Annotated in this window: 18 protein-coding genes and 2 pseudogenes; 19 read left to right on the top strand and 1 reads right to left on the bottom strand. The window is 33.7% G+C overall.

The features are described from left to right. The first annotated feature begins 20 nt into the window (after nucleotides 1-20). Nucleotides 21-485, top strand: coding sequence for a DUF1456 family protein (locus ABDW27_RS18510; protein WP_343697223.1), 465 nt, complete (start codon nucleotides 21-23; stop codon nucleotides 483-485). 449 nt (nucleotides 486-934) lie between these two features. Here the strand turns inward: ABDW27_RS18510 and sucC are convergent, their stop codons facing one another. After that, nucleotides 935-2,128, bottom strand: coding sequence for an ADP-forming succinate--CoA ligase subunit beta (gene sucC / locus ABDW27_RS18505; RefSeq protein WP_066035083.1), 1,194 nt, complete (start codon nucleotides 2,126-2,128; stop codon nucleotides 935-937). A 415-nt stretch (nucleotides 2,129-2,543) separates the two neighbouring features. Here sucC and gltB point away from each other — a divergent pair, with 415 nt between their 5' ends. The 18 genes and pseudogenes from gltB to abc-f all read left to right on the top strand — a co-directional run bounded on the left by gltB (nucleotide 2,544) and on the right by abc-f (nucleotide 21,313). Continuing rightward, on the top strand, nucleotides 2,544-7,058 hold the full coding sequence (gene gltB, locus ABDW27_RS18500) for a glutamate synthase large subunit (RefSeq protein ID WP_343697222.1): 4,515 nt from the start codon (nucleotides 2,544-2,546) through the stop codon (nucleotides 7,056-7,058). A gap of 94 nt (nucleotides 7,059-7,152) precedes the next feature. Then, complete coding sequence (locus ABDW27_RS18495; protein WP_343697221.1) at nucleotides 7,153-8,607, top strand: glutamate synthase subunit beta; 1,455 nt, start codon at nucleotides 7,153-7,155, stop codon at nucleotides 8,605-8,607. Nucleotides 8,608-9,173: 566 nt separating this feature from the next. Beyond that, nucleotides 9,174-10,400, top strand: a pseudogene (gene lysA, locus ABDW27_RS18490) (diaminopimelate decarboxylase); the annotation flags it as partial. A gap of 242 nt (nucleotides 10,401-10,642) precedes the next feature. After that, nucleotides 10,643-11,002, top strand: coding sequence for a hypothetical protein (locus ABDW27_RS18485; RefSeq protein ID WP_343697220.1), 360 nt, complete (start codon nucleotides 10,643-10,645; stop codon nucleotides 11,000-11,002). Further along, a complete protein-coding gene (locus tag ABDW27_RS18480) occupies nucleotides 11,002-11,634 on the top strand; it encodes a hypothetical protein (protein WP_343697219.1) in 633 nt (210 codons plus the stop codon). Before ABDW27_RS18485 ends, ABDW27_RS18480 begins: the two co-directional genes overlap by 1 nt. A 34-nt stretch (nucleotides 11,635-11,668) precedes the next feature. Continuing rightward, nucleotides 11,669-12,118: a hypothetical protein gene (locus tag ABDW27_RS18475; RefSeq protein WP_343697218.1), complete on the top strand. Its 450-nt coding sequence runs from the start codon at nucleotides 11,669-11,671 to the stop codon at nucleotides 12,116-12,118. Between the two features lies 1 nt (nucleotide 12,119). Further along, nucleotides 12,120-12,536: a hypothetical protein gene (locus tag ABDW27_RS18470; RefSeq protein WP_343697217.1), complete on the top strand. Its 417-nt coding sequence runs from the start codon at nucleotides 12,120-12,122 to the stop codon at nucleotides 12,534-12,536. An 18-nt stretch (nucleotides 12,537-12,554) separates the two neighbouring features. After that, nucleotides 12,555-13,022: a DUF1572 domain-containing protein gene (locus ABDW27_RS18465; protein ID WP_343697216.1), complete on the top strand. Its 468-nt coding sequence runs from the start codon at nucleotides 12,555-12,557 to the stop codon at nucleotides 13,020-13,022. 79 nt (nucleotides 13,023-13,101) lie between these two features. Beyond that, nucleotides 13,102-13,467, top strand: coding sequence for a hypothetical protein (locus tag ABDW27_RS18460; RefSeq protein ID WP_343697215.1), 366 nt, complete (start codon nucleotides 13,102-13,104; stop codon nucleotides 13,465-13,467). Between the two features lie 112 nt (nucleotides 13,468-13,579). Next, on the top strand, nucleotides 13,580-14,767 hold the full coding sequence (locus tag ABDW27_RS18455) for a hypothetical protein (protein WP_343697214.1): 1,188 nt from the start codon (nucleotides 13,580-13,582) through the stop codon (nucleotides 14,765-14,767). A gap of 260 nt (nucleotides 14,768-15,027) precedes the next feature. Then, nucleotides 15,028-15,353 (top strand): annotated as a pseudogene (locus ABDW27_RS18450) (metalloregulator ArsR/SmtB family transcription factor). Next, on the top strand, nucleotides 15,343-15,843 hold the full coding sequence (locus tag ABDW27_RS18445) for an SRPBCC domain-containing protein (protein ID WP_343697213.1): 501 nt from the start codon (nucleotides 15,343-15,345) through the stop codon (nucleotides 15,841-15,843). Before ABDW27_RS18450 ends, ABDW27_RS18445 begins: the two are co-directional and overlap by 11 nt. Nucleotides 15,844-15,879: 36 nt before the next feature. Next, nucleotides 15,880-16,383, top strand: a complete 504-nt coding sequence (locus tag ABDW27_RS18440; RefSeq protein WP_073416901.1) for an SRPBCC domain-containing protein — start codon at nucleotides 15,880-15,882, stop codon at nucleotides 16,381-16,383. An 85-nt stretch (nucleotides 16,384-16,468) separates the two neighbouring features. Next, nucleotides 16,469-17,338 carry an alpha/beta hydrolase-fold protein gene (locus ABDW27_RS18435; protein WP_343697212.1) on the top strand — a complete coding sequence of 290 codons (870 nt, stop codon included), beginning with the start codon at nucleotides 16,469-16,471 and terminating at the stop codon, nucleotides 17,336-17,338. Nucleotides 17,339-17,340: 2 nt separating this feature from the next. Beyond that, nucleotides 17,341-18,018, top strand: a complete 678-nt coding sequence (locus tag ABDW27_RS18430; protein WP_343697211.1) for a GNAT family N-acetyltransferase — start codon at nucleotides 17,341-17,343, stop codon at nucleotides 18,016-18,018. A gap of 200 nt (nucleotides 18,019-18,218) precedes the next feature. Continuing rightward, nucleotides 18,219-19,007 carry a hypothetical protein gene (locus ABDW27_RS18425; RefSeq protein WP_343697210.1) on the top strand — a complete coding sequence of 263 codons (789 nt, stop codon included), beginning with the start codon at nucleotides 18,219-18,221 and terminating at the stop codon, nucleotides 19,005-19,007. 5 nt (nucleotides 19,008-19,012) lie between these two features. Then, the gene (locus ABDW27_RS18420; RefSeq protein WP_343697209.1) at nucleotides 19,013-19,534 is read left to right on the top strand and encodes a hypothetical protein; all 522 of its coding nucleotides are present in this window, start codon (nucleotides 19,013-19,015) and stop codon (nucleotides 19,532-19,534) included. Between the two features lie 189 nt (nucleotides 19,535-19,723). Next, the gene (abc-f, locus tag ABDW27_RS18415; protein WP_343697208.1) at nucleotides 19,724-21,313 is read left to right on the top strand and encodes a ribosomal protection-like ABC-F family protein; all 1,590 of its coding nucleotides are present in this window, start codon (nucleotides 19,724-19,726) and stop codon (nucleotides 21,311-21,313) included. Nucleotides 21,314-21,334 lie beyond the last annotated feature (21 nt).

Raw genomic sequence — 21,334 nt, 5'->3', positions numbered from 1 at the left:
CCTTTGTAAAAAATAAAGAAATGACGAATAACGATATATTAAAGAAACTTCGCGTGGCATTAATGCTCCGTGACGATCAAATAGTTGAAATTTTAGAATTGGTAGATTTTAGAATTTCCAAATCTGAATTGGGTGCTTTTTTCAGAGCAGAAGATCATCCTAATTATATGGAATGCGGCGATCAGGTTTTAAGAAACTTCTTAAACGGATTAGTAATTCATTTAAGAGGAACGAAAGAAAATCCTAAAAATCCAAATGACGTCTTAGCAAAACATAAAGCAGAAATTCCGAAGAAAGAAACTTCTAAAGAAAGACCAGAATTTAAAGCAACTCCAAAAGATTCTGAAAAATACAGAGGCGATAAAAGTCCATCAAAATCAGGTTCAGCAGCTGGAAAACCTAAGAAGAAATCATTCCCAAAAGGAAATGGAAAACCAGTTGTTGTAGAAAAAGTGGTTTTTAAAAACGGAAAGAATAAGAAGTAATTTAACCTCTAAGAACGCAATCCCGATAGCTATCGGGATACGCAAAGTTCGCAAAGTTTTTTAGCCACAGATTAAAAGATTAACAGGGATTTTTAAAAATCCTTCGAATCTTTTTAATCTGTGGCTATATTTTTTTTACGAGTTGCTGAATTTTTGTTTCCCACAGATTTTACAGATTAAGCAGATTTATTTTTTCTTTATCATTAAAAATCTGCTCAATCTGCGAGAGAAAATTTTAAACACATTTATTGTAGAGACGCACTGCTGTGCGTCTACGCAAAGTATTTCCCATTATGGATTCACGAGACGTAGACGCACAGCAGTGCGCCTCTACGATATACTTTGTCTTAAAACATCTTCTCAATCAGAATGTTTTTTGATGCAATTACAAACAAAAAATCCACCCCTTTCGGAATGGATTTTCTATATAAATTGATTTCTTATTTTAATTAAGAAAGAGCAGCTTTAACTTGGTCAGCAGCTTCTTGGAATTGAACTGCAGATAAGATTGGCATACCAGAGTTGTCAATTAATTCTTTTGCAATTTCAGCATTTGTTCCTTGCAAACGAACAATAATTGGCACTTTAATAGCGTCACCCATGTTTTTGTAAGCATCAACTACACCTTGAGCAACACGGTCACAACGAACGATACCTCCGAAGATGTTAATCAAAATAGCTTTTACGTTTGGATCTTTCAGGATAATTCTGAAAGCTGTTTCAACACGTTTTGCATCAGCAGTTCCTCCTACGTCAAGGAAGTTAGCAGGCTCAAAACCAGCATATTTAATCAAATCCATAGTTGCCATTGCAAGACCAGCTCCGTTTACCATACATCCTACAGTACCATCAAGGTCAACATAGTTTAGACCAACTTCTTTAGCTTCAACTTCGATTGGATTCTCCTCACGGATATCTCTCATTTCAGCATATTTAGGTTGTCTGTATAAAGCGTTATCGTCGATGTTAACTTTAGCATCAACCGCTAAGATTTTGTTATCAGAAGTTTTAAGAACTGGGTTGATTTCAAACATAGAAGCATCAGAACCAATGTAAGCATTGTAAAGTGCGTCGATGAATTTCACCATTTCTTTGAAAGCATTTCCAGAAAGACCTAAATTGAAAGCAATTCTTCTAGCCTGGAAACCTTGTAATCCTACAGAAGGATCAATTTCTTCAGTAAAGATTAAGTGTGGAGTGTGCTCAGCAACTTCTTCAATATCCATTCCACCTTCAGTAGAATACATAATCATGTTGCGTCCTGTACCTCTATTCAATAAAACAGAAACATAAAATTCAGAAGTTTCGCTTTCTCCAGGATAGTAAACATCTTCAGCAACTAATACTTTGTTTACCTTTTTTCCTTCTGGCGGAGTCTGAGGTGTAATTAACTGCATTCCGATGATTTGTTCTGCTAACTCTTCAACTTGCTGTAAGTTTTTTGCCAGCTTAACTCCACCACCTTTTCCACGACCACCTGCGTGAATTTGTGCTTTTATTACGTGCCATCCTGTACCAGTTTCGGCAGTTAATTGTTTTGCAGCAGCTACAGCTTCAACCGCATTGTTAGCCACAATTCCGCGTTGTACGCGTACTCCGTAACTCGCTAAAATTTCTTTTCCTTGATATTCGTGTATGTTCATAATATTGAATTTGTCTGGTTCTGAATTTATTTCAGAATAAAAGTGCGACAAAAGTAACAAAATACAACTTAATAGTAAAATCTTTTTCTATTAAATAATGACCTATATAGGTATTAAACGTTTATTCTTTTTCAATGCAAAGAAATAGTTAACGAAACGATTTGTTAATATTAACTCAAAACCACTAAAACGTTTGATATTTAACAAAAATTTCATTGGTTTTATTAGCCTTGCGACGATTTTTCTTAATATATTTTAATTCAGATTATCATTTTATCATTTCGCAATGCTTAATATAATATTATTATCAATTAAGAAGCCTTTTTCTAATATTACAACAAAAATGTAAGCTAAAGCATAATTTCACTACATTATATTTAACGAAATCTGTAATTTTGTAAAAAAAATATCAAGAATGAAAGTTAAAGAACAAGGGCTTTATCTGCCTGAATTTGAACACGACAATTGTGGTGCAGGATTTATTTGTAATTTGAATGGTATTAAATCAAATGATATTATTCATAAAGCATTAGACATCTTAATTAAATTGGAACATCGTGGTGCCGTTAGTTCTGATGGACGAACTGGAGACGGGGCTGGAATTTTATTCGATATCCCTCATGATTTTTTTAAGAAAGTTTGTGACTTTGAAATCCCTGAAACACGTGAGTATGCAGTAGGAATGGTTTTTTTACCAAAAAGCAAAAACCAGGTTTCTTTTTGTATCAATGCATTCGAAGCAACTATTAAAGATCAAAACTTAAAGATCTTAGGTTGGAGAGATGTGCCTGTTGACGTTGAAAATTTAGGTGAAATCGCCGCAGAAAAAGAACCAACAATTAAACAAGTTTTCGTTTCTAAAAACGGACAAGATTTAACTGAACAAGAATTTAATGCAAAACTTTTTGCAGCTAGAAAAATTGCAGAACATGCCGTAAGAGGATCTAAAACCTCAGAAAGCCACATGTTTTATTTTACTAGTTTATCGACAACTACTATAATATATAAAGGTCTATTGATGCCGGAAGACATCAGCCGTTATTATATAGATTTGAAAGATCCGGACTTGGTGACGCGTTTAGCGCTTGTACACCAGCGTTTCTCTACAAATACATTCCCATCTTGGGACTTAGCTCAACCGTTTAGATACATGTGTCATAATGGTGAGATCAATACACTTCGTGGAAACGTAAGCCGTATGCGTGCTCGTGAAGAGCTTATGCAAAGTAAAGTTTTTGGCGATGATATCAAAAAATTATTCCCAATTATCTTAGAAGGAAAATCAGATTCTGCTTCTATGGATATGGTAATTGAGCTTTTATTAATGACTGGACGTTCTCTTCCTGAGGCAATGATGATGGTAGTTCCTGAAGCTTGGGAAAAACACCAAACAATGTCTCCAGAAAAAAGAGCTTTCTACGAGTTCAACGCTTGTATTATGGAGCCTTGGGATGGTCCTGCTTCTATTCCGTTTACAGATGGTAACGTAATTGGAGCTTTACTAGACAGAAATGGTTTACGTCCTTCTCGTTATACATTAACACATAGTGGATTCGTAATCATGTCATCTGAAATTGGTGTATTAGACATCGATCCAGAAGATGTAATTCAGCATGGTCGTTTAGAGCCAGGAAAAATGTTCTTGGTTGATATGAATGAAGGTCGTATCATCGAAGACGAAGAAGTTAAAAAAGCAATCGTTACAAAACGTCCATACAAACAATGGGTTGACGAAAACTTATTGCCATTGGCTAGCGTTCCTTACACCAACAACCCTACTCCTGTTGAGAAATTAGATTTCTTGACAAGACAGCGTTTGTTTGGTTATACTATTGAAGATTTAAAAACAATCATTAACCCTATGGGTAGCGACGGAGCTGAAGCAATCAGTTCTATGGGTAATGATACTCCTTTGGCAGTATTATCTGATCAGCCACAATTGTTATACAACTACTTCAAACAATTGTTTGCTCAGGTTACTAACCCGCCGTTGGATGGTATTCGTGAAGAAATCATTACCGATATCAGTTTAGCGATCGGAGGAGATTTCAATATTTTCGAAATCGAATCTAAACAATGTAAAAAATTAAAAATCCAAAATCCAGTGATCTCTAACGAGGATTTGGATAAAATCAGAAATATCGATCACGCAGATTTCAAATCGGCTACTATTTCTACTTTATATAAAATAGAAAAAGGAGTTAACGGCTTGGAGCGTGCACTTGAAAAATGTGTTCAGGCTACTTTTAAAGCAGTTGAAGAAGGATGCAACATCATTATCTTATCAGATAGAGGTGTGAGCGAAGAATTAGCTCCAATTCCAATGTTATTGGCTTGTTCTTATATTCACCATTCATTAAACATTTTACAAGTTCGTTCTAAATTCGGAATCATCATTGAATCTGCTGAACCTAGAGAACCTCATCATTTTGCTTTATTGTTCGGCTACGGTGCAAGTGCAATCAATCCTTACATGGTAAACGAAATCATTCACGATCAGGTTGAAAAAGGCTTCATTACAAAAGTAAAAGCTGATTATGCAGTTGTGAATTACAACAAAGCAATCGCAAAAGGAATCGTGAAAATCATGAACAAAATTGGTATCTCTACATTACATTCATACAGAGCTGCTCAAATTTTCGAGATTTTAGGTTTAAACAAAACATTTACATCTAAATACTTCCCTTACACGCCCTCAAGAATTGAAGGAATTGGTTTAATGGAAGTAGAAAAAGAGGTTAAAAAACGTTTCCAAAAAGCTTTCCCAAATTCAAAAATTGCAAACTTGCTTTCTCTTGAAATTGGAGGTATTTACAGATGGAGACGTGGTGGCGAAAAACACATGTTTAACCCAACTACGATTTCTAAATTACAACAAGCAGTTCGTTTAAACAGCCCAGAAAGCTATAAAGAATATGCTAATGCTGTAAACGAGCAAAGCTCAAACTTAATGACTATTAGAGGTTTATTTGAATTCAACAATTTAGATCCAATTTCTATTGACGAAGTAGAACCTTGGACAGAAATTGTGAAGAAATTCAAAACCGGAGCAATGTCTTATGGTTCTATCAGCCAGGGAGCGCACGAGAACTTAGCGATTGCAATGAACAGAATTGGTGGTAAAAGTAACTCTGGAGAAGGTGGAGAAGATCCGAGACGTTTCCAGAAAGAAATTAACGGAGATTCTAGAAACTCTGCAATTAAACAAGTAGCATCTGGACGTTTTGGAGTATCAATCAATTATTTGACAAACGCCAGAGAAATCCAAATCAAAATGGCTCAGGGAGCAAAACCTGGAGAAGGTGGTCAGTTACCTGGAGAAAAAGTGGTTCCTTGGATTGCTGAAACTAGAAACTCTACACCTTATGTAGGTTTGATTTCGCCTCCTCCTCACCACGATATCTACTCTATTGAGGATTTATCTCAGTTGATTTACGATTTGAAAAATGCAAACCGTGAAGCTCGTATCAACGTGAAATTAGTTTCTGAAGTTGGAGTTGGAACCATCGCTGCCGGTGTTGCCAAAGCAAAAGCGGACGTTATCTTGATTTCAGGTTATGACGGAGGAACTGGAGCTGCTCCATTAACATCTTTACAGCACACAGGTATTCCGTGGGAACTTGGTCTAGCAGAAGCACAGCAAACACTTATCTTAAACGACTTAAGAAGCCGTGTAGTTTTAGAATGTGACGGACAGTTGAAAACTGGTCGTGACGTAGCTATCGCCGCTTTATTAGGTGCAGAAGAATTCGGATTTGCAACTGCTCCGCTTGTAGCTTCTGGATGTATCATGATGAGAGCTTGTCACTTAAATACTTGTCCGGTTGGTATTGCAACTCAGGATCCTGAATTGAGAAAAAATTTCAAAGGAACTCCAGAGCACGTAATCAACTTCATGTATTTCATTGCTGAAGAATTAAGAGAAATCATGGCACAGTTAGGTTTCAGAACTTTAAAAGAAATGGTTGGCCAGTCTCAAAAATTAAATGTAGACAAAGCTATCAAACATTATAAAGCAAATGGATTAGACTTATCGACTATTCTATACAAACCGGAAAAAGCTAAAACAGTTCCAAATCACAATACAACTACTCAGGATCACGCTCTTGAAAATGTATTGGATTTCGACATCATCAAAGAAGCTATTCCGTCTATCTATAGAAAAGAGAAAACGAGAGTTACATTCAAAATCAAAAATACAGACCGTTCTGTAGGTGCGATTTTGAGTAACGAAATCTCAAAAATTTATGGCGCACAAGGATTACCAGATGACACTATTTTAGTTGATTTTGAAGGTTCTGCCGGACAAAGTTTTGGTGCATTCGCAACAAACGGATTGTCATTTAAAATTCACGGAAACTGTAATGACTATTTAGGAAAAGGTCTTTCTGGAGGAAAACTAATTGTAAAAGTACCTCCAACTGCGACTTTCAAACCTGAAGACAACATCATTATTGGAAACGTTGCCCTTTACGGAGCTATTACCGGAGAGGCTTATATTAATGGTATCGCAGGAGAGCGTTTCTGTGTGAGAAACTCTGGAGCAACAGCAGTTGTAGAAGGAATTGGAGATCACGGATGCGAGTACATGACAGGTGGTACAGTAGTAGTTTTAGGAAAAACAGGAAGAAACTTCGCGGCTGGTATGAGCGGTGGTGTGGCTTATGTTTACGATCCGAACAAGAAATTCGACTCTACAGTTTGCAACATGGAAATGGTTGCATTCGATCCAATGGAAGAAGAAGATCTTACGAAACTAAGAAAACTGATCAAAAACCATTCGTTGTACACCAGCAGTCCATTAGCAAAAAGAATTTTAGCAGACTGGGAAAACCAACAACAGCACTTCGTAAAAGTAATGCCAACTGATTACAAAAAAGCATTAAAACGAATTGCAGAAGAAAAACAAATAGAAGAATTAATAGCTTAATTAAAAGGTTCTGAGATACAAAGGTGCAGAGGTGCTAAGTTTTTTAACTCACCTCTCACATTTTACAACTCACAACTAAATTTATTTAAATGTCATGGGTAAAATAGGCGGATTTAAAGAATATAACAGAGCCGATGAAAGTAATTTAGCAGTAGCAGAACGTGTTTCGAACTACAACGAATTTACTATTCCGGTACCAAAAGATAAATTAAAAGAACAAGGATCAAGATGTATGGACTGTGGAATTCCTTTTTGCCACAGTGGTTGTCCGTTAGGAAATTTAATTCCTGACTTCAACGACATGGTGCATCAGGAAGAATGGCAGAGCGCGTTAGAGATTTTACAATCTACTAACAACTTCCCTGAATTTACAGGACGTTTATGCCCTGCTCCATGTGAGAAATCATGTGTATTAGGAATCATCAAAGATCCAGTTTCTATTGAAAACATCGAGAAAAGCATCGTAGAAAGAGGTTTCTCTGAAGGATGGATCAAACCGCAGCCACCAAAAACAAGAACTGGAAAAACAGTTGCTGTTATTGGTTCTGGACCTGCTGGTCTTGCTGCAGCTCAACAATTAAACAGAGCTGGTCACACGGTTACTGTTTTTGAAAGAGACAATGCAATTGGAGGTTTATTACGTTACGGAATTCCAAATTTCAAATTAGAAAAAGGAATCATCGATCGTCGTGTTGCAATTCTTGAAGCAGAAGGAATCACTTTCAAAACTAACGTAAATGTTGGTGTTAATTTCAGTGTAGAAGAATTAAACCAATTCGATTCTATCGTTTTATGCGGAGGAGCAACTGAAAGAAGAAGCTTGCCAACTAAAGGAATTGAAAGCAAAGGCGTTGTTCAAGCAATGGATTTCTTAACACAGCAAACTAAAGTTTTATACGGAGAATCAATTCCTGATCAAATTAAAGCTACTGGTAAAGATGTAATCGTTATTGGTGGTGGAGATACTGGTTCTGACTGTATTGGAACTTCTAACAGACACGGAGCTAAATCGGTAACTAACTTTGAAATTTTACCAAAACCTCCAGTTGGAAGAAGCGAATCAACTCCATGGCCTTTCTGGCCGTTGCAGTTGAAAACATCTTCTTCTCACGAAGAAGGTTGTGACAGAAACTGGCTAATCAATACCAAAGAATTCATTTCTAACGAAAAAGGTGAATTAACAGGATTGAAAACGGTTGAAGTGCAATGGAAAATGACTCCAGGTCAACGTCCTGAATTAATCGAAAAAGAAGGTTCCGAGAAAATATGGCCTTGCGACTTAGCTTTATTAGCTCTTGGATTTACAGGTCCTGAGAAAACGTTAAGCGAGCAATTAGGAATCGAAATTGACGCAAGAAGCAACTATAAAGCGCATAATTATCAAACAAATGTTCCTCACATCTTCACCGCAGGTGATATGAGAAGAGGACAATCATTAATTGTGTGGGCTATTTCAGAAGGTCGCGAAGCTGCAAGAGAAGTAGATTTATTCCTTATGGGATCTACAAACTTGCCTACTAAAGGAAAAGGAGATTTACCGAGCTTATAGTTTTAAGCTTCTAAGATACTGAGATGCTAAGGTTCTAAGTTTTTTTCTTAGCATTTTATTTAATCTTTATTCCGATAACAACATAACTACTAACGAACCCTTGAATTTATATTCAGGGGTTTTGTTTTTTACTTGCCACAGATTATATAGATTAAATGATTTTTTTGGTTTTAACCACGGGGACGCAATAATATGACTAAGCCCAATCCGCAACGTTTCCCGTGGTTGAAACCACGGGCTATGTTTTGAGCATTTTGCGAAAAATCTCAGATTAAAAATTTGCGAAAATTTGTGCAATTCGTGGCCAAGAAAAAATTCATTTAATCTGTGAAATCTGTGGCAAAAACAATTAAAAACAGCATTTAAGAATAAGTTAATTCGTGAATTCGTGGCGAAAAAACTTAGTACCTTAGCATCTCAGAACCTTAGCGTCTTAGAAAAAGGTTACAAAATTCCAAAAACACCAACTTTTTGTTTAAAATTAAACAATTTGTTATAATTTGTTATTTTTTTGTAAATTATTTGTCAGTAGATAAAAGTGTAATAACTTTGCCCAAAATGATTTAAAAATGCAAGCAAAAGATTTACTGCAGTTAGCAGACCAATTTGGAAGTCCATTGTATGTTTACGATGCCGAAAAAATCCAATCACAGTACAACCGATTAACTAAAGCTTTCTCTAAGGTAGAAAACTTAAGAGTTAATTACGCCATGAAGGCATTGTCAAACGTTGCGATTCTTCAGTTATTAAAGAACATGGGGTCTGGCTTAGACACTGTATCTATTCAGGAAGTTCAGTTAGGACTTCATGCTGGCTATGAACCCGAAAGAATTTTCTTTACACCAAACGGCGTTTCTTTAGAAGAAATCGAAGAAGTAGCTGCAATGGGTGTACAAATCAATATCGACAATTTATCTATTTTAGAGCAATTCGGAACAAAACATCCTCATATTCCAGTTTGTATCCGTATCAACCCACACGTAATGGCGGGTGGAAATGCTAATATTTCTGTTGGACACATCGATAGTAAATTCGGAATTTCTGTTCACCAGATTCCGCATATTTTACGTATCGTTGAAAACACAAAAATGAGTATTGTTGGAATTCACATGCACACAGGATCTGATATTTTAGATATCGAAGTATTCTTGTATGCTGCTGAAATCTTGTTCGATACAGCTAAACATTTCAAAGATTTACAATTCTTAGATTTCGGAAGCGGATTCAAAGTTCCTTACAAAAAAGACGATATCGAAACAGACATTGAAGAATTAGGTAAAAAATTATCTAAAAGATTCAACGCTTTCTGTGCTGAATACGGAAGAGATTTAACGCTGATTTTCGAACCAGGAAAATTCTTGGTGAGCGAAGCAGGTCATTTCTTAGTAAAAGTAAACGTAGTAAAACAAACAACATCAACAGTTTTCGCTGGAGTTGACAGTGGTTTCAACCACTTAATTCGTCCAATGTTGTACGGATCTTCACACCACATTGAAAACATCTCAAACCCAAAAGGAAAAGAGCGTTTTTACTCAGTTGTAGGATACATTTGCGAAACTGATACTTTTGCCAACAACCGTAGAATTCAGGAAATTACTGAAGGTGACATTTTATCTTTCAGAAACGCAGGAGCATATTGTTTCTCAATGTCTTCAAACTACAATTCAAGATACAAACCAGCCGAAGTTCTTTGGATGAACGGACAAGGAATCCTGATTCGCCAAGCTGAGACATTTGAAGATTTACTTAAAAATCAAATTCCGTTACCGCAAGAAATTGCAGCTACGGTTTAACAATAGAAAAAAAAGGAATATCACCGAAGTCCCGTTTCTTAATTGAGGCGGGATTTTTTTATTGAAAATTTTTGATTTATTATTTTAGCTACAAAATTTCTGATAAAAATGAAACATTAGCCTAACGGAAGAAATCTACTTTTCAAAACATCAAATAAACTGAAGTATTCCCAACTTCATTCAGTATTCATCTTTTAATAGTATCTTCGTATTCAAAATTCTTCATAATAAACAAGCACAAAATGAAACCACAAATACGAATCCTGCTTTACTCAATTCTATTCTTTTTATACCTAACTTCTACTCCGCTAATATTATCATTAGGGGAAAAATTAAAAACAGATCCCTATATAACCTTAGGCTGTGGGTTTGCTGTTTTTAATCTTATTTATGCGTTTTTAGCATTAAAATGGAAACCTTTACTAAATATACTTTTTGCTGTTGGAATTGCAGCTTTGTCACTTTTCTTAGCTTTAAAATTTACAAACTTACACCTGCTTATAAATTACGATCCGTATCAGGTTAAAACTGCCATATTTGCCAATGCAGTTTTTTCAATTATTTTTTGGGAAATTGTTTATCAGGTGAAGATTAGAATGTAATGAGAATAAAACTTTCAATAATTTTCTTGATTTTACTTCAGTTTTCCTGCAAAGAAAAAACAGAAAAACAATTTGAATCTCAAAATAATCAAGTTGAAAAAACTAAAACAGATAAAGTTGAAATTCAACCAAAATCAGCTGTAAAATTTGGTTTCGAAAAGTTTCTCATTTCTAAAGGAAAAATTGGTGAAATAAAAATCGGAATGACCATTCAAGATGCCGAAAAATTACTCACACAATTAACAAAAACAAAAGTCGAAGCCTACGATTTTGGATTTGACGGCGGCGGAGAAGCTTATCTTTATTCATTGGGAACTGAGCCTGTTATAGCATTAATCCCAAAAATGGGTTCTGAGGAAATACTAGCTATAGCAGCCGTTAGCAAAGATCTAAAAACAAATAATGGATTATGTCCAAAATCGACCGTTGCAGAAATACAGGCAAAATATCCAAACATTAAAGTTGTTCAGAATTTAATGATGGAATGGGAATATATGGAGGATGAAAAAAATAATCAAGAATTCATTTTTATGACCAATGAAAACAACAAAATTGGAGAATACGGAGAATTAGAAGTTCCCGTAAATCCCAAAAGAACAAATATAAAAGCAGACTGGATTACAATTAAGTAGAAATTTACCCCAAAATCAATAAAACCAAAAACCTATGAAAATTACGATTTCCCTCTCAGCGTTATTTTTATTACTAACTATCAATTCATTCAGCCAGACAATTGCTGATTTAAAACTAAAACCAAAAGAAATTCCAAAAGGCTATATTCCTAACGACGGAAATATTTGCGTTACACCTCAGGCCTGTAATTTTTATACCGATATTGAAACGTACAGCAATATTGTGGGAACTGTAAAAAGTAAAGCCATTCAAAGTTTTAGAAACAAAACAGATCGCGGTTCTATTATGTATTTTGAATTTGATCACGTATTTAAAGGAGATCGTTTTCTACAAGGTTTACTTTGGGGAAAAGACGGCCAGCCAACTGATGAACACCCGGAAGAATATGTTGTAAAAGGAAAATTTCTAATCATTTGGAGTTTTCGTGCCGACAGCCCAATTAGAGAAAAATCAGAAACTAAAATAGAGACTCTTTTACCATAAAATGAAAAAAAATACAGTCTATAAAACTCTTTTTTTATTCGTTTTGGCACTAACGTCTATAAGCTGCGAAACGGTTTTGGATTGTATTACTGATAAAAAACCTAGTCTTATTTATAAAGAATTATACACCGGATCAACTTATATTGCTTATAATGAAAATATTACTTTTGAAATAAAAAAAGGAAATACAGAAGAGTATATTATTTCTTCTGCTTCAATTGACGGAAATCTTCCTCCTGGCATTAATTACAGTGTTGTCGATAATTCTAAAGTAAATTTTAAGGGAATACCTAACAAAAGTGGAACTTATGAATTTACGGTTACAATATATGTCCGCCGATATATTAATAATGAAGAGGATGAAGATAATTTGTGCGACAGAGGTGCATCTCAGAAATATAAAATAGTAATTAGATAACTAAAAAAGTTTCGGATTATGGAAAACACCACAGAAATTGCCAATCGTTTTAGAGAAACTATTTTAAACGGAACCTGGATTGCCAATACCAATTACAAACATCAGCTCGAAAATCTGGATTGGAAAATTGCGATAACTCCGGTAAAAAACCTCAACACAATTTCTCTTCTAGCGCAGCATATTCATTATTACATCAACGGAATAAATATTGTTTTTAAAGGTGGAAATTTAGATATAAAAGACAAATTCAGTTTTGACTTTCCTCCTATCAATTCACAAGAAGAATGGAACTCTTTTCTAAATAAATTCTGGAACGCTGCCGAAGAATTTGCTTCTTTCGTTGAAAAAATGCCGGAACAAAAATTAAACGAGGTTTTTGTTGACGAAAAATACGGAACTTATAAAAGAAACATCGACGCTATGATCGAGCACAGTTATTATCATTTAGGGCAAATTGTATTGATTAAAAAGCTCTTAACAGAATAAAAAATACACTTTTAAGATTTTTCTTTCACCTATAAATAAAAATTCCTTAAATTTATTAATCAACTTTAATCTTTTAAAAATGAGAAATTTAATTTTAGGTTTTATTTTTTTATTGGGTTTTGCGATGAATGCCCAAACCTCTAAAGAACTTATTGGAAAATGGCAGCTGGTAAAATGGACAAAAAACGGAAAGGAAAAAAGTATTCAGGATCGTTTTAAAACAGATCAGGTTTTTCAGGTTTTTAGTGAAAACGGAGATTTCAACAGTCTTATTGGCGACGAATCACACAAAGCAAAATGGAAATTATCCAGCGATAATTCTGAATTAACTATTATTTCAGTTATACTTCCAATAAAATTTAGTGTTGATTATTTCGACAGCCAAAAACGCGTTATTACCAATAAAGAAATAGGTACTTTTGAATATAAAAAAATCGCAGATTAGTTTTGCTCTGCAGCAATTCTAAAAGCGCTTTTCTGCTCAAAAAATAAATTTTCAAAAGGGCATAGTTGTTGAAAGTTAAAAAAGATATATTTACACTTTCAAACGAAATACTATGCAAAAAACTACTTTATTATTTTCTATATTCTTTTTGATCCTTTCCTCATGCGGAGTTAAAACAACTCAGGCTTTAATAAGTGATGGAAATTATGACGGAGCAATTGACCGTGCCGTTGAAGCTTTAAGAAGCAACAAAGATTCTAAAGGAAAACAAGATTATGTGTACTTGCTTGAAGAAGCGTTTGCGAAAGCCAAAGACAGAGATTTACGTGATCTCGAAATGATGTCTAAAGACGCAAATCCGGCAAATGCAGAACGCATCTACAATACTTATTTACAGTTAAATAATCGTCAGGAAAAAATCAGACCGCTGTTGCCATTGAAATTATTAAAACAGGGAAAAAACGCTTATTTCCCTTTTGATAATTATTCAGATCAAATTGTAAACAGCAGAAACGTACTTTCTAAATATCTTTATGAAAATGCATCGGCACTTTTAAAATCAAATAACAAGCTTGATTTTAGAAAAGCTTATGATGATTTTGCTTATTTAGAAAGCATAAATCCGGGGTACAAAAACACCAAAAAACTGATGGACGATGCTCAGTTTAAAGGAACTGATTTTGTAGACGTTTATGCAAAAAATCAAACCAATATGGTAATTCCGAAAATGCTTCAGGATGATTTACTTGATTTTAAAACATACGGATTAAATGATAAATGGACGGTTTATCACAGCGCCAGACAAAAAAATGTTACATACGATTACAGCCTGATTATCAACTTCAGACAAATTGTTATTTCGCCTGAGCAGATAAAAGAAAAAGAATTTATCAAAGAAAGACAAGTAAAAGATGGCATAAAAACACTTCTTGACAGCCGAGGAAGGCCTGTAAAAGATAGTTTAGGAAAAGAAATTAAAGTAGACAATTACAAAATGCTTCGTGCTAATGTATACGAATTCAGACAATATAAATCGTGTCAGGTTATAGCAGTTGTCGATTATGTCGATATTAGAACAAATCAATTATTACAATCTTTTCCGGTAAGTAGTGAGTTTGTTTTTGAAAACGTTTACTCAACCTACAAAGGCGACAGAAATGCCTGCGATGACAGTTATATATCTTATTTTAATAAACGCGCAGTTCCGTTTCCTAATAACGAGCAAATGGTTTTTGACACGGGCGAAGATTTAAAAGCAAGGCTTAAAGATATTATTGTCAAGAATAAATTTAGATCATAATTTTTAAAAAGATTCCCATTTGTCACAAGCAAGTGGGATTTTTTTTGGGCGTGTCCCTCCGGGTCGGGCTATCCGCTTCAAGTCCTCGCACTTCCTTCGTCAGGCTGTGGGCTATCCGCTTCTATCCCTCACGCACACTCGTTTTCATAACAACAGAACGTTTTTTTATTTTTTCCAGTTAAAAAAAATTGAAAAAGTAATTGCGCAACCAAAAAGTTGCTTATATTTGCAACTGATTAGTTGCGTAATTTATATTTAAAATGAAACGAGATATTTTTCAGGCCATTGCCGATCCCACTCGAAGAGCCATATTGGTTTTGATTTCAGCAAATGCATTAACCCCAAATGCAATTGCAGAACAGTTTAATACCACTAGACAAGCCGTTTCTAAACATATCAAAATTTTAAACGAATGTGAATTATTAGACGAAAAAAAGTGGGCAGAGAAATTTATTATCAGCTCAAAATTGAAAAAATGAAAGAAGTTGATCAATGGCTCGAGCAATTCAAAAAGATTTGGGAAAGCCGATTTAATCAATTAGATCAAGTATTAATTAATCTTAAATCTAAAAAAAATGAAATCTAATTTATTAATGAATTTTGATGTTGACAAAGAAAATAAGACTGTACATATAAAACGTGAATTCGACGCATCGCTTGCTGATGTTTGGTCAGCCTGGACAGAACCAGAAATTTTAGATCAATGGTGGGCACCGGCTCCGTTTAAATCTGAAACCACAAGTATGGAGTTCAAAGAAGGCGGAAAAAGATTGTATGCAATGGTAACACCGGAAGGCGATAAACGCTGGAGTTTTTTTGAATACACTTCGATTTCTCCAAAAACAAATTTTAAACATTCTGCCACTTTTTGTGACGCCGAAGGAAATCCAAATTCAATTTTCGGGAGTTCTTATTGGGACCTGACATTTTCTGAAAAAGGAGATTTAACTGTTGTTGATATTGCAATTAAACGCGACAGCCTTGAAGAGTTGGAAAAAATAATCGAAATGGGCTTTAAAGAAGGAATTACTGCCACGATGCAAATTTTGGACAAAATCTTTGAAGACCGAAAATAAAACTGTTTTTATTAATGAATTTAAAATCTAAAGAATATGAAATCAAATCTTTTAATGAATTTTACTGTAGATAAAGAAAATAGTACCGTGAATGTAAAACGTGAATTTGATGCTTCATTATCAAACGTTTGGTCAGCATGGACAGAACCTGAAATTTTAGATCAGTGGTGGGCGCCGGCTCCGTGGAAATCCAAAACAAAAAGTATGGATTTTAAAGAAGGCGGACGCAGAATTTATGCTATGATTGGTCCGCAAGGCGAAGAACATTGGGCAATTGCAGATTTTACTTCAATCACTCCGAAAAGTAATTTTAAATATCTGGATGCCTTTAGCGACAGCGAAGGAAATTTAAACACTGATTTTCCGAGATCAGATTGGAATGTAAATTTTTCTGAAGAAGGAAATTCAACCATTGTTGATATCGCCATTAAACATGAAAATTTATCTGATTTGGAAAAAATAATCGAAATGGGTTTCAAAGAAGGTTTCACTATTGCAATGGAAGGTCTGGACAAGATTTTTGCTGAGAAAGCAAAATAAATCTCCTCAATTTGTAAAAAAGACGAAAGTTCAAAAAATAAAAATTGTAACTTTCGTCTTTCTACAAATCATTTTTACTTCTATAATGAACAAGCTTTTCATCTTTACTTTTATATTTTTTACCTCTACAATTATTTTTAGCCAAAATAGCAAATCTAAAACTACAGAAACAAGTAAACCTTTTGTTTTAGGTGTTATCGATGAAATTCAATCTAAAGAATTAGGCGAAAACAGAATTTTAAACATTTATCTTCCAGAAGGTTATAATCCTAAAGATCAGGAAAAATATCCTGTGATTTATTTATTGGATGGTTCTGCTGATGAAGATTTTATTCATATTTCGGGTTTAGTTCAGTTTAATAGTTTTGAATGGATCAATCAGGTTCCAAAATCGATTGTTGTGGGTATTGCTACTGTCGACAGAAAAAGAGATTTTACTTTTCCGACAACTATTGAAAATGACAAAACCAAATACCCAACCACTGGACATTCTGATAAATTTATCGCTTTTATCGAAAAAGAATTACAGCCTTTTATTGATAAAAAATACAAAACAACAAATTCTAAAACCATTATTGGTCAGTCTTTAGGCGGATTATTAGAAACCGAAATCTTATTCAAAAAACCGTCTCTTTTTAATAAATATGTTATTGTAAGCCCAAGTTTATGGTGGGATAATGGGTCTATTTTAAATCAGGATTCTGAGATTTTTAAAGAGAGTTTCAATCTGCAGACAGAAATTTACATTGCTGTAGGTAAAGAAGGTTTAACGCCAACTCAAATCCCGAGAGTTATGGAAGTGGATGCTAATTTATTAGAAGAAAAAATAAAAGCATCAAAAAGTAAAAGCATTAAAGTTTATTTTGATTATTTTCCCTTAGAAAATCATGGAACAATTTTGCATCCTGCGGTTTCGAATTCTTTTAAGTTCTTTTATTCAAAATCAAAAGAATAAAAATGATGACAGAAGAAAATAAATTAGATAATCCTGTTTGGAATTCTTTGTGCGAAAGTCATAAAAAATTTGCATTAGATTACAACGGAACCAAATTTTTCAATCAAGATTATTGTCCATTTGGTGGTTTTTCGGATCATAACAGCACATTAGAAGCAACAGAAAAGTATGCATCATTATGCGAAAATTTCTTTATCGTTGGTGAAAAGCCCAAAATTGCAGATACTTTAAAAATAACTAAAGAACTAGTTTGTCTGCAAATGATTATTTATGAAAAAATACAGATAACTTTTAGTGATGAAATTATTAAATTAACCGAAGAACATGCCGAAGAATTATTCAATTTGGTAAATTTAGTTCAGCCAGGATATTTTAAACCCAAAACGTTTTTATTAGGTAGTTATTACGGAATTTTTAATGATAAAAAACTGGTGTCTGTAGCTGGCGAGCGTATGAAAATGAATGCATTTACAGAAGTCAGCGCTATTGTAACGCATCCGGATTATACCGGAAAAGGTTACGCCAAACAACTAACTTCGCATGTTGTAAATGCAGTTTTCGATGAAGGCAAAACTCCGTTTCTACATGTTGTTGAGAGTAATCTTGGAGCAATAAAACTTTATGAAAAACTAGGATTTGCTACACGAAGAAAAATGAGTTTCTGGAATATCTGCAAATAAATCATTTGTATTACAATAAAAAGCACGACCAAACCGTAGCATATTTTTTTATTATTTAGTTCTAAATTCATCTTTTATTACAGAATCAATATTAAGAAAAAAACAATAAAAAATTTCATTTAAAAAAAAGAAGTCAGATTATTAAAAAATTCTATTTTTAACCCAAATTATATATAACCAAAAACCGAAATTTTAAACTAATGAAACTACTGAAGTTTTTATTTATTGGACTTTTTTTTATTTCTTGCTCTAATGATGACACACCAGATACTGAAACTTTAATTACTGAAATAAACCCCAGTCTAAATAATCAAGATGGTCAAAATTTTACTTTTGAATATGATTCAGATCGAAGATTGATAAAGAAAAATGGCGGCTTTATATTGTTACCTGTTTCGACTGGTTACAGTTCTAGGTACAGCAAAGATATTCACACTTCTTTTACTTATGTAAACAATACTGTAACTATCGAGAATTTTTCTACTTCTCCGGATTTTACCGTACCGAAAAACACAAGATTTGTTACCCTAAATTCTTCAAATCAAATTATATCAAAAGAAATCCCAAATACATTTAATAATTATCACTCTAAAAAACAAAGCTTTATATATAATGGAAATAAGCTTGAAAAAATAGTTACAACTTTCCCTAATATGATTTATGATGCATCAGATCCTACTGATTATGTTATTTCTTACGTAGAAAATTTCTATTATGATGCAAATGGGAATTTGACAAAATCAGAATATTTTGAGCAGCAAAATGGAGTAAGTAAAGGCGAAAAAATCATAAGAACTTTTGAAGATTATGACAGTTCCGGAAATCCTTTCAAGAAATTATATTTATTAGATGAGTTTTTCTACCGTTCACTTTCAAACAATAATTTTAGAAAATATACAGAAATTCAATATTCTAATGATGTTATTGGCAATCAGACTACATCAAGTTGGACTTTTAGTTATGATTCAAACGGACAAATAAAAATCTAATAATTATGATAAAAAAAATACTTCCTTTTGAAGAATTATTTTACCGCTCTCAACTCAGCAAACAGGATCTTTTAGCACATCTTGAAAACGAAATCGAGGCTGAAAAATCTTTTGGTTTTAGTGCCAATAATTTTTCATATTCTAAACCTTACGTTGGCAAAATATATGGAAATAAATTTAAAATTAAAAGAGCTATAAACTATCGAAATTCATTTTTACCTATCATAAAAGGAGAAATTAAAGAAGACATTAGCGGATCAAAAATAATTGTAAAAATGAGTTTAGTTGAGTTTGTAAAAGTTTTTATGATTATTTGGCTAGGTGGTGCTTTTATTGCCTGTATAGCCGTGACATATAATATTCTGTTCAATAACGGGCTCAATTCTGAAGCAGGATTTTTTATGCTGATTCCCTACGGAATGCTTTTATTAGGAATTGCAATGGCTGGATTTGGGTTCAAAGTCGAAAGCAAAAAAAGTACCCAAGATTTAGAAAAAATTCTTCAGGCAAAAATAGTAGAACGATAAAATTCTCTAAGAATGCTAATTTAAAAGTTGAATAATCTGGCATTCAAATCTTAAAATTTATTTTTTATATCTTTGCAACTCTAATTAAACCGCACAAATCTATATGTGAATAAAAATTTCTTTCGGACAATTATAAGGTAAGCCGCAAACGGACTTACCCATTTGTTTATTCCTTTAAAGAAAGAAATTATGGTTATTTTACAGAATATCTCATACCTGCATTCGAACAAAGATTTGTTGTTTGACAAAATTACTTTTACTGTTAACGCTCATGAAAAAATTGCTCTGATTGGCAATAATGGCGTTGGTAAATCGACATTATTAAAAATTATTTCAGGCGAATTTCAACCTTCTGACGGTTTATTAAAAACAGATTCTAAACCTTATTATCTTCCACAGATTTTCGGGCAGTTTAATCATCTTACAATTGCACAGGCCTTGCAAATTGAAGATAAAATAAATGCACTTCAGGAAATTCTTAACGGAAATGTTTCAGAAGAAAACCTCAACGTTTTAAACGACGACTGGACAATCGAAGATCGTTGTAATGAAGCTTTAGAATATTGGAAATTAAAAGATTTAGATTTAAACCAGAAACTCGAAACGTTAAGCGGCGGGCAAAAAACAAAAGTTTTTCTGGCCGGCATTTCCATTCATGAACCTGAACTTATTTTACTGGATGAACCCAGTAATCATTTGGATATTGCAGGGAGAGAATTGTTATACAACTTTATAAAAAATACTTCGTCAACTTTAATTATTGTAAGCCATGATCGAAAACTGTTGAATTTATTAAATCCAGTTTGCGAATTATCAAAACATGGAATTACAATTTATGGCGGCAATTATGATTTTTATGCCGAGCAGAAACAAATTGAAAATAATGCCCTGAATCAGGACATTCAAAGTAAAGAAAAAGCTTTACGCAAGGCAAAAGAAAAAGAACGTGAAACTCTGGAACGACAGAACAAACTGGATTCTCGCGGTGAAAAGAAACAAAAGAAAGCCGGAGTGTCGAGAATTATGATGAATACTTTACGAAACAATGCGGAAAACAGCACCGCAAAAACAAAGGGTGTTCATGCTGAAAAAATTGGCGGAATTTCGAGAGAATTACAAGAATTACGTTCGTCTGTATCTGATATCGATCAGATGAAATTTGGTTTTGATAAAACGAATCTTCATAAAGGAAAAATACTTTTTACAGCAACCGAAATAAATCATGATTTTGGAAATCAAAGTTTATGGAAAAATACGTTGAATTTTCAAATTTTAAGCGGCGACCGCATCGCATTAAAAGGTATAAATGGTTCAGGAAAAACAACTTTGATAAAAATTATCATGGGCGAATTACAACCCAAAACCGGAACAATTTACAAAGCCGATTCGAAAATTATCTATATCGATCAGGATTATTCTCTTATTGAAAATCAAATTTCGGTTTACGAACAGACGCAAAAATTTAATGCTTCCGGTCTGCAGGAACATGATATTAAAATGAAACTGAATAAGTTTTTGTTTTCTCAAAATGACTGGAACAAACCTTGTTCTGCTTTAAGCGGAGGTGAAAAAATGCGTTTAATGCTGTGCTGTTTAACAATTAATAACCATGCTCCTGATATTATTATTCTCGATGAACCTACAAATAATCTTGATATTCAGAATATTGAAATCTTAACTGCAGCAATTAATGAATATACAGGAACTTTGATTGTGGTTTCGCATGACTTTCATTTTTTAGAAGATATATATATTGAGGACTTTATAGAATTGCGTTAGGTTTCTGAAGAACGAGGAATG

It is taken from the genome of Flavobacterium sp. (assembly GCF_039595935.1).
Taxonomy (GTDB): domain Bacteria; phylum Bacteroidota; class Bacteroidia; order Flavobacteriales; family Flavobacteriaceae; genus Flavobacterium.
Note: the sequence above shows the minus strand (reverse complement) of the source record. Positions and strands in the feature narration are given on the sequence as shown.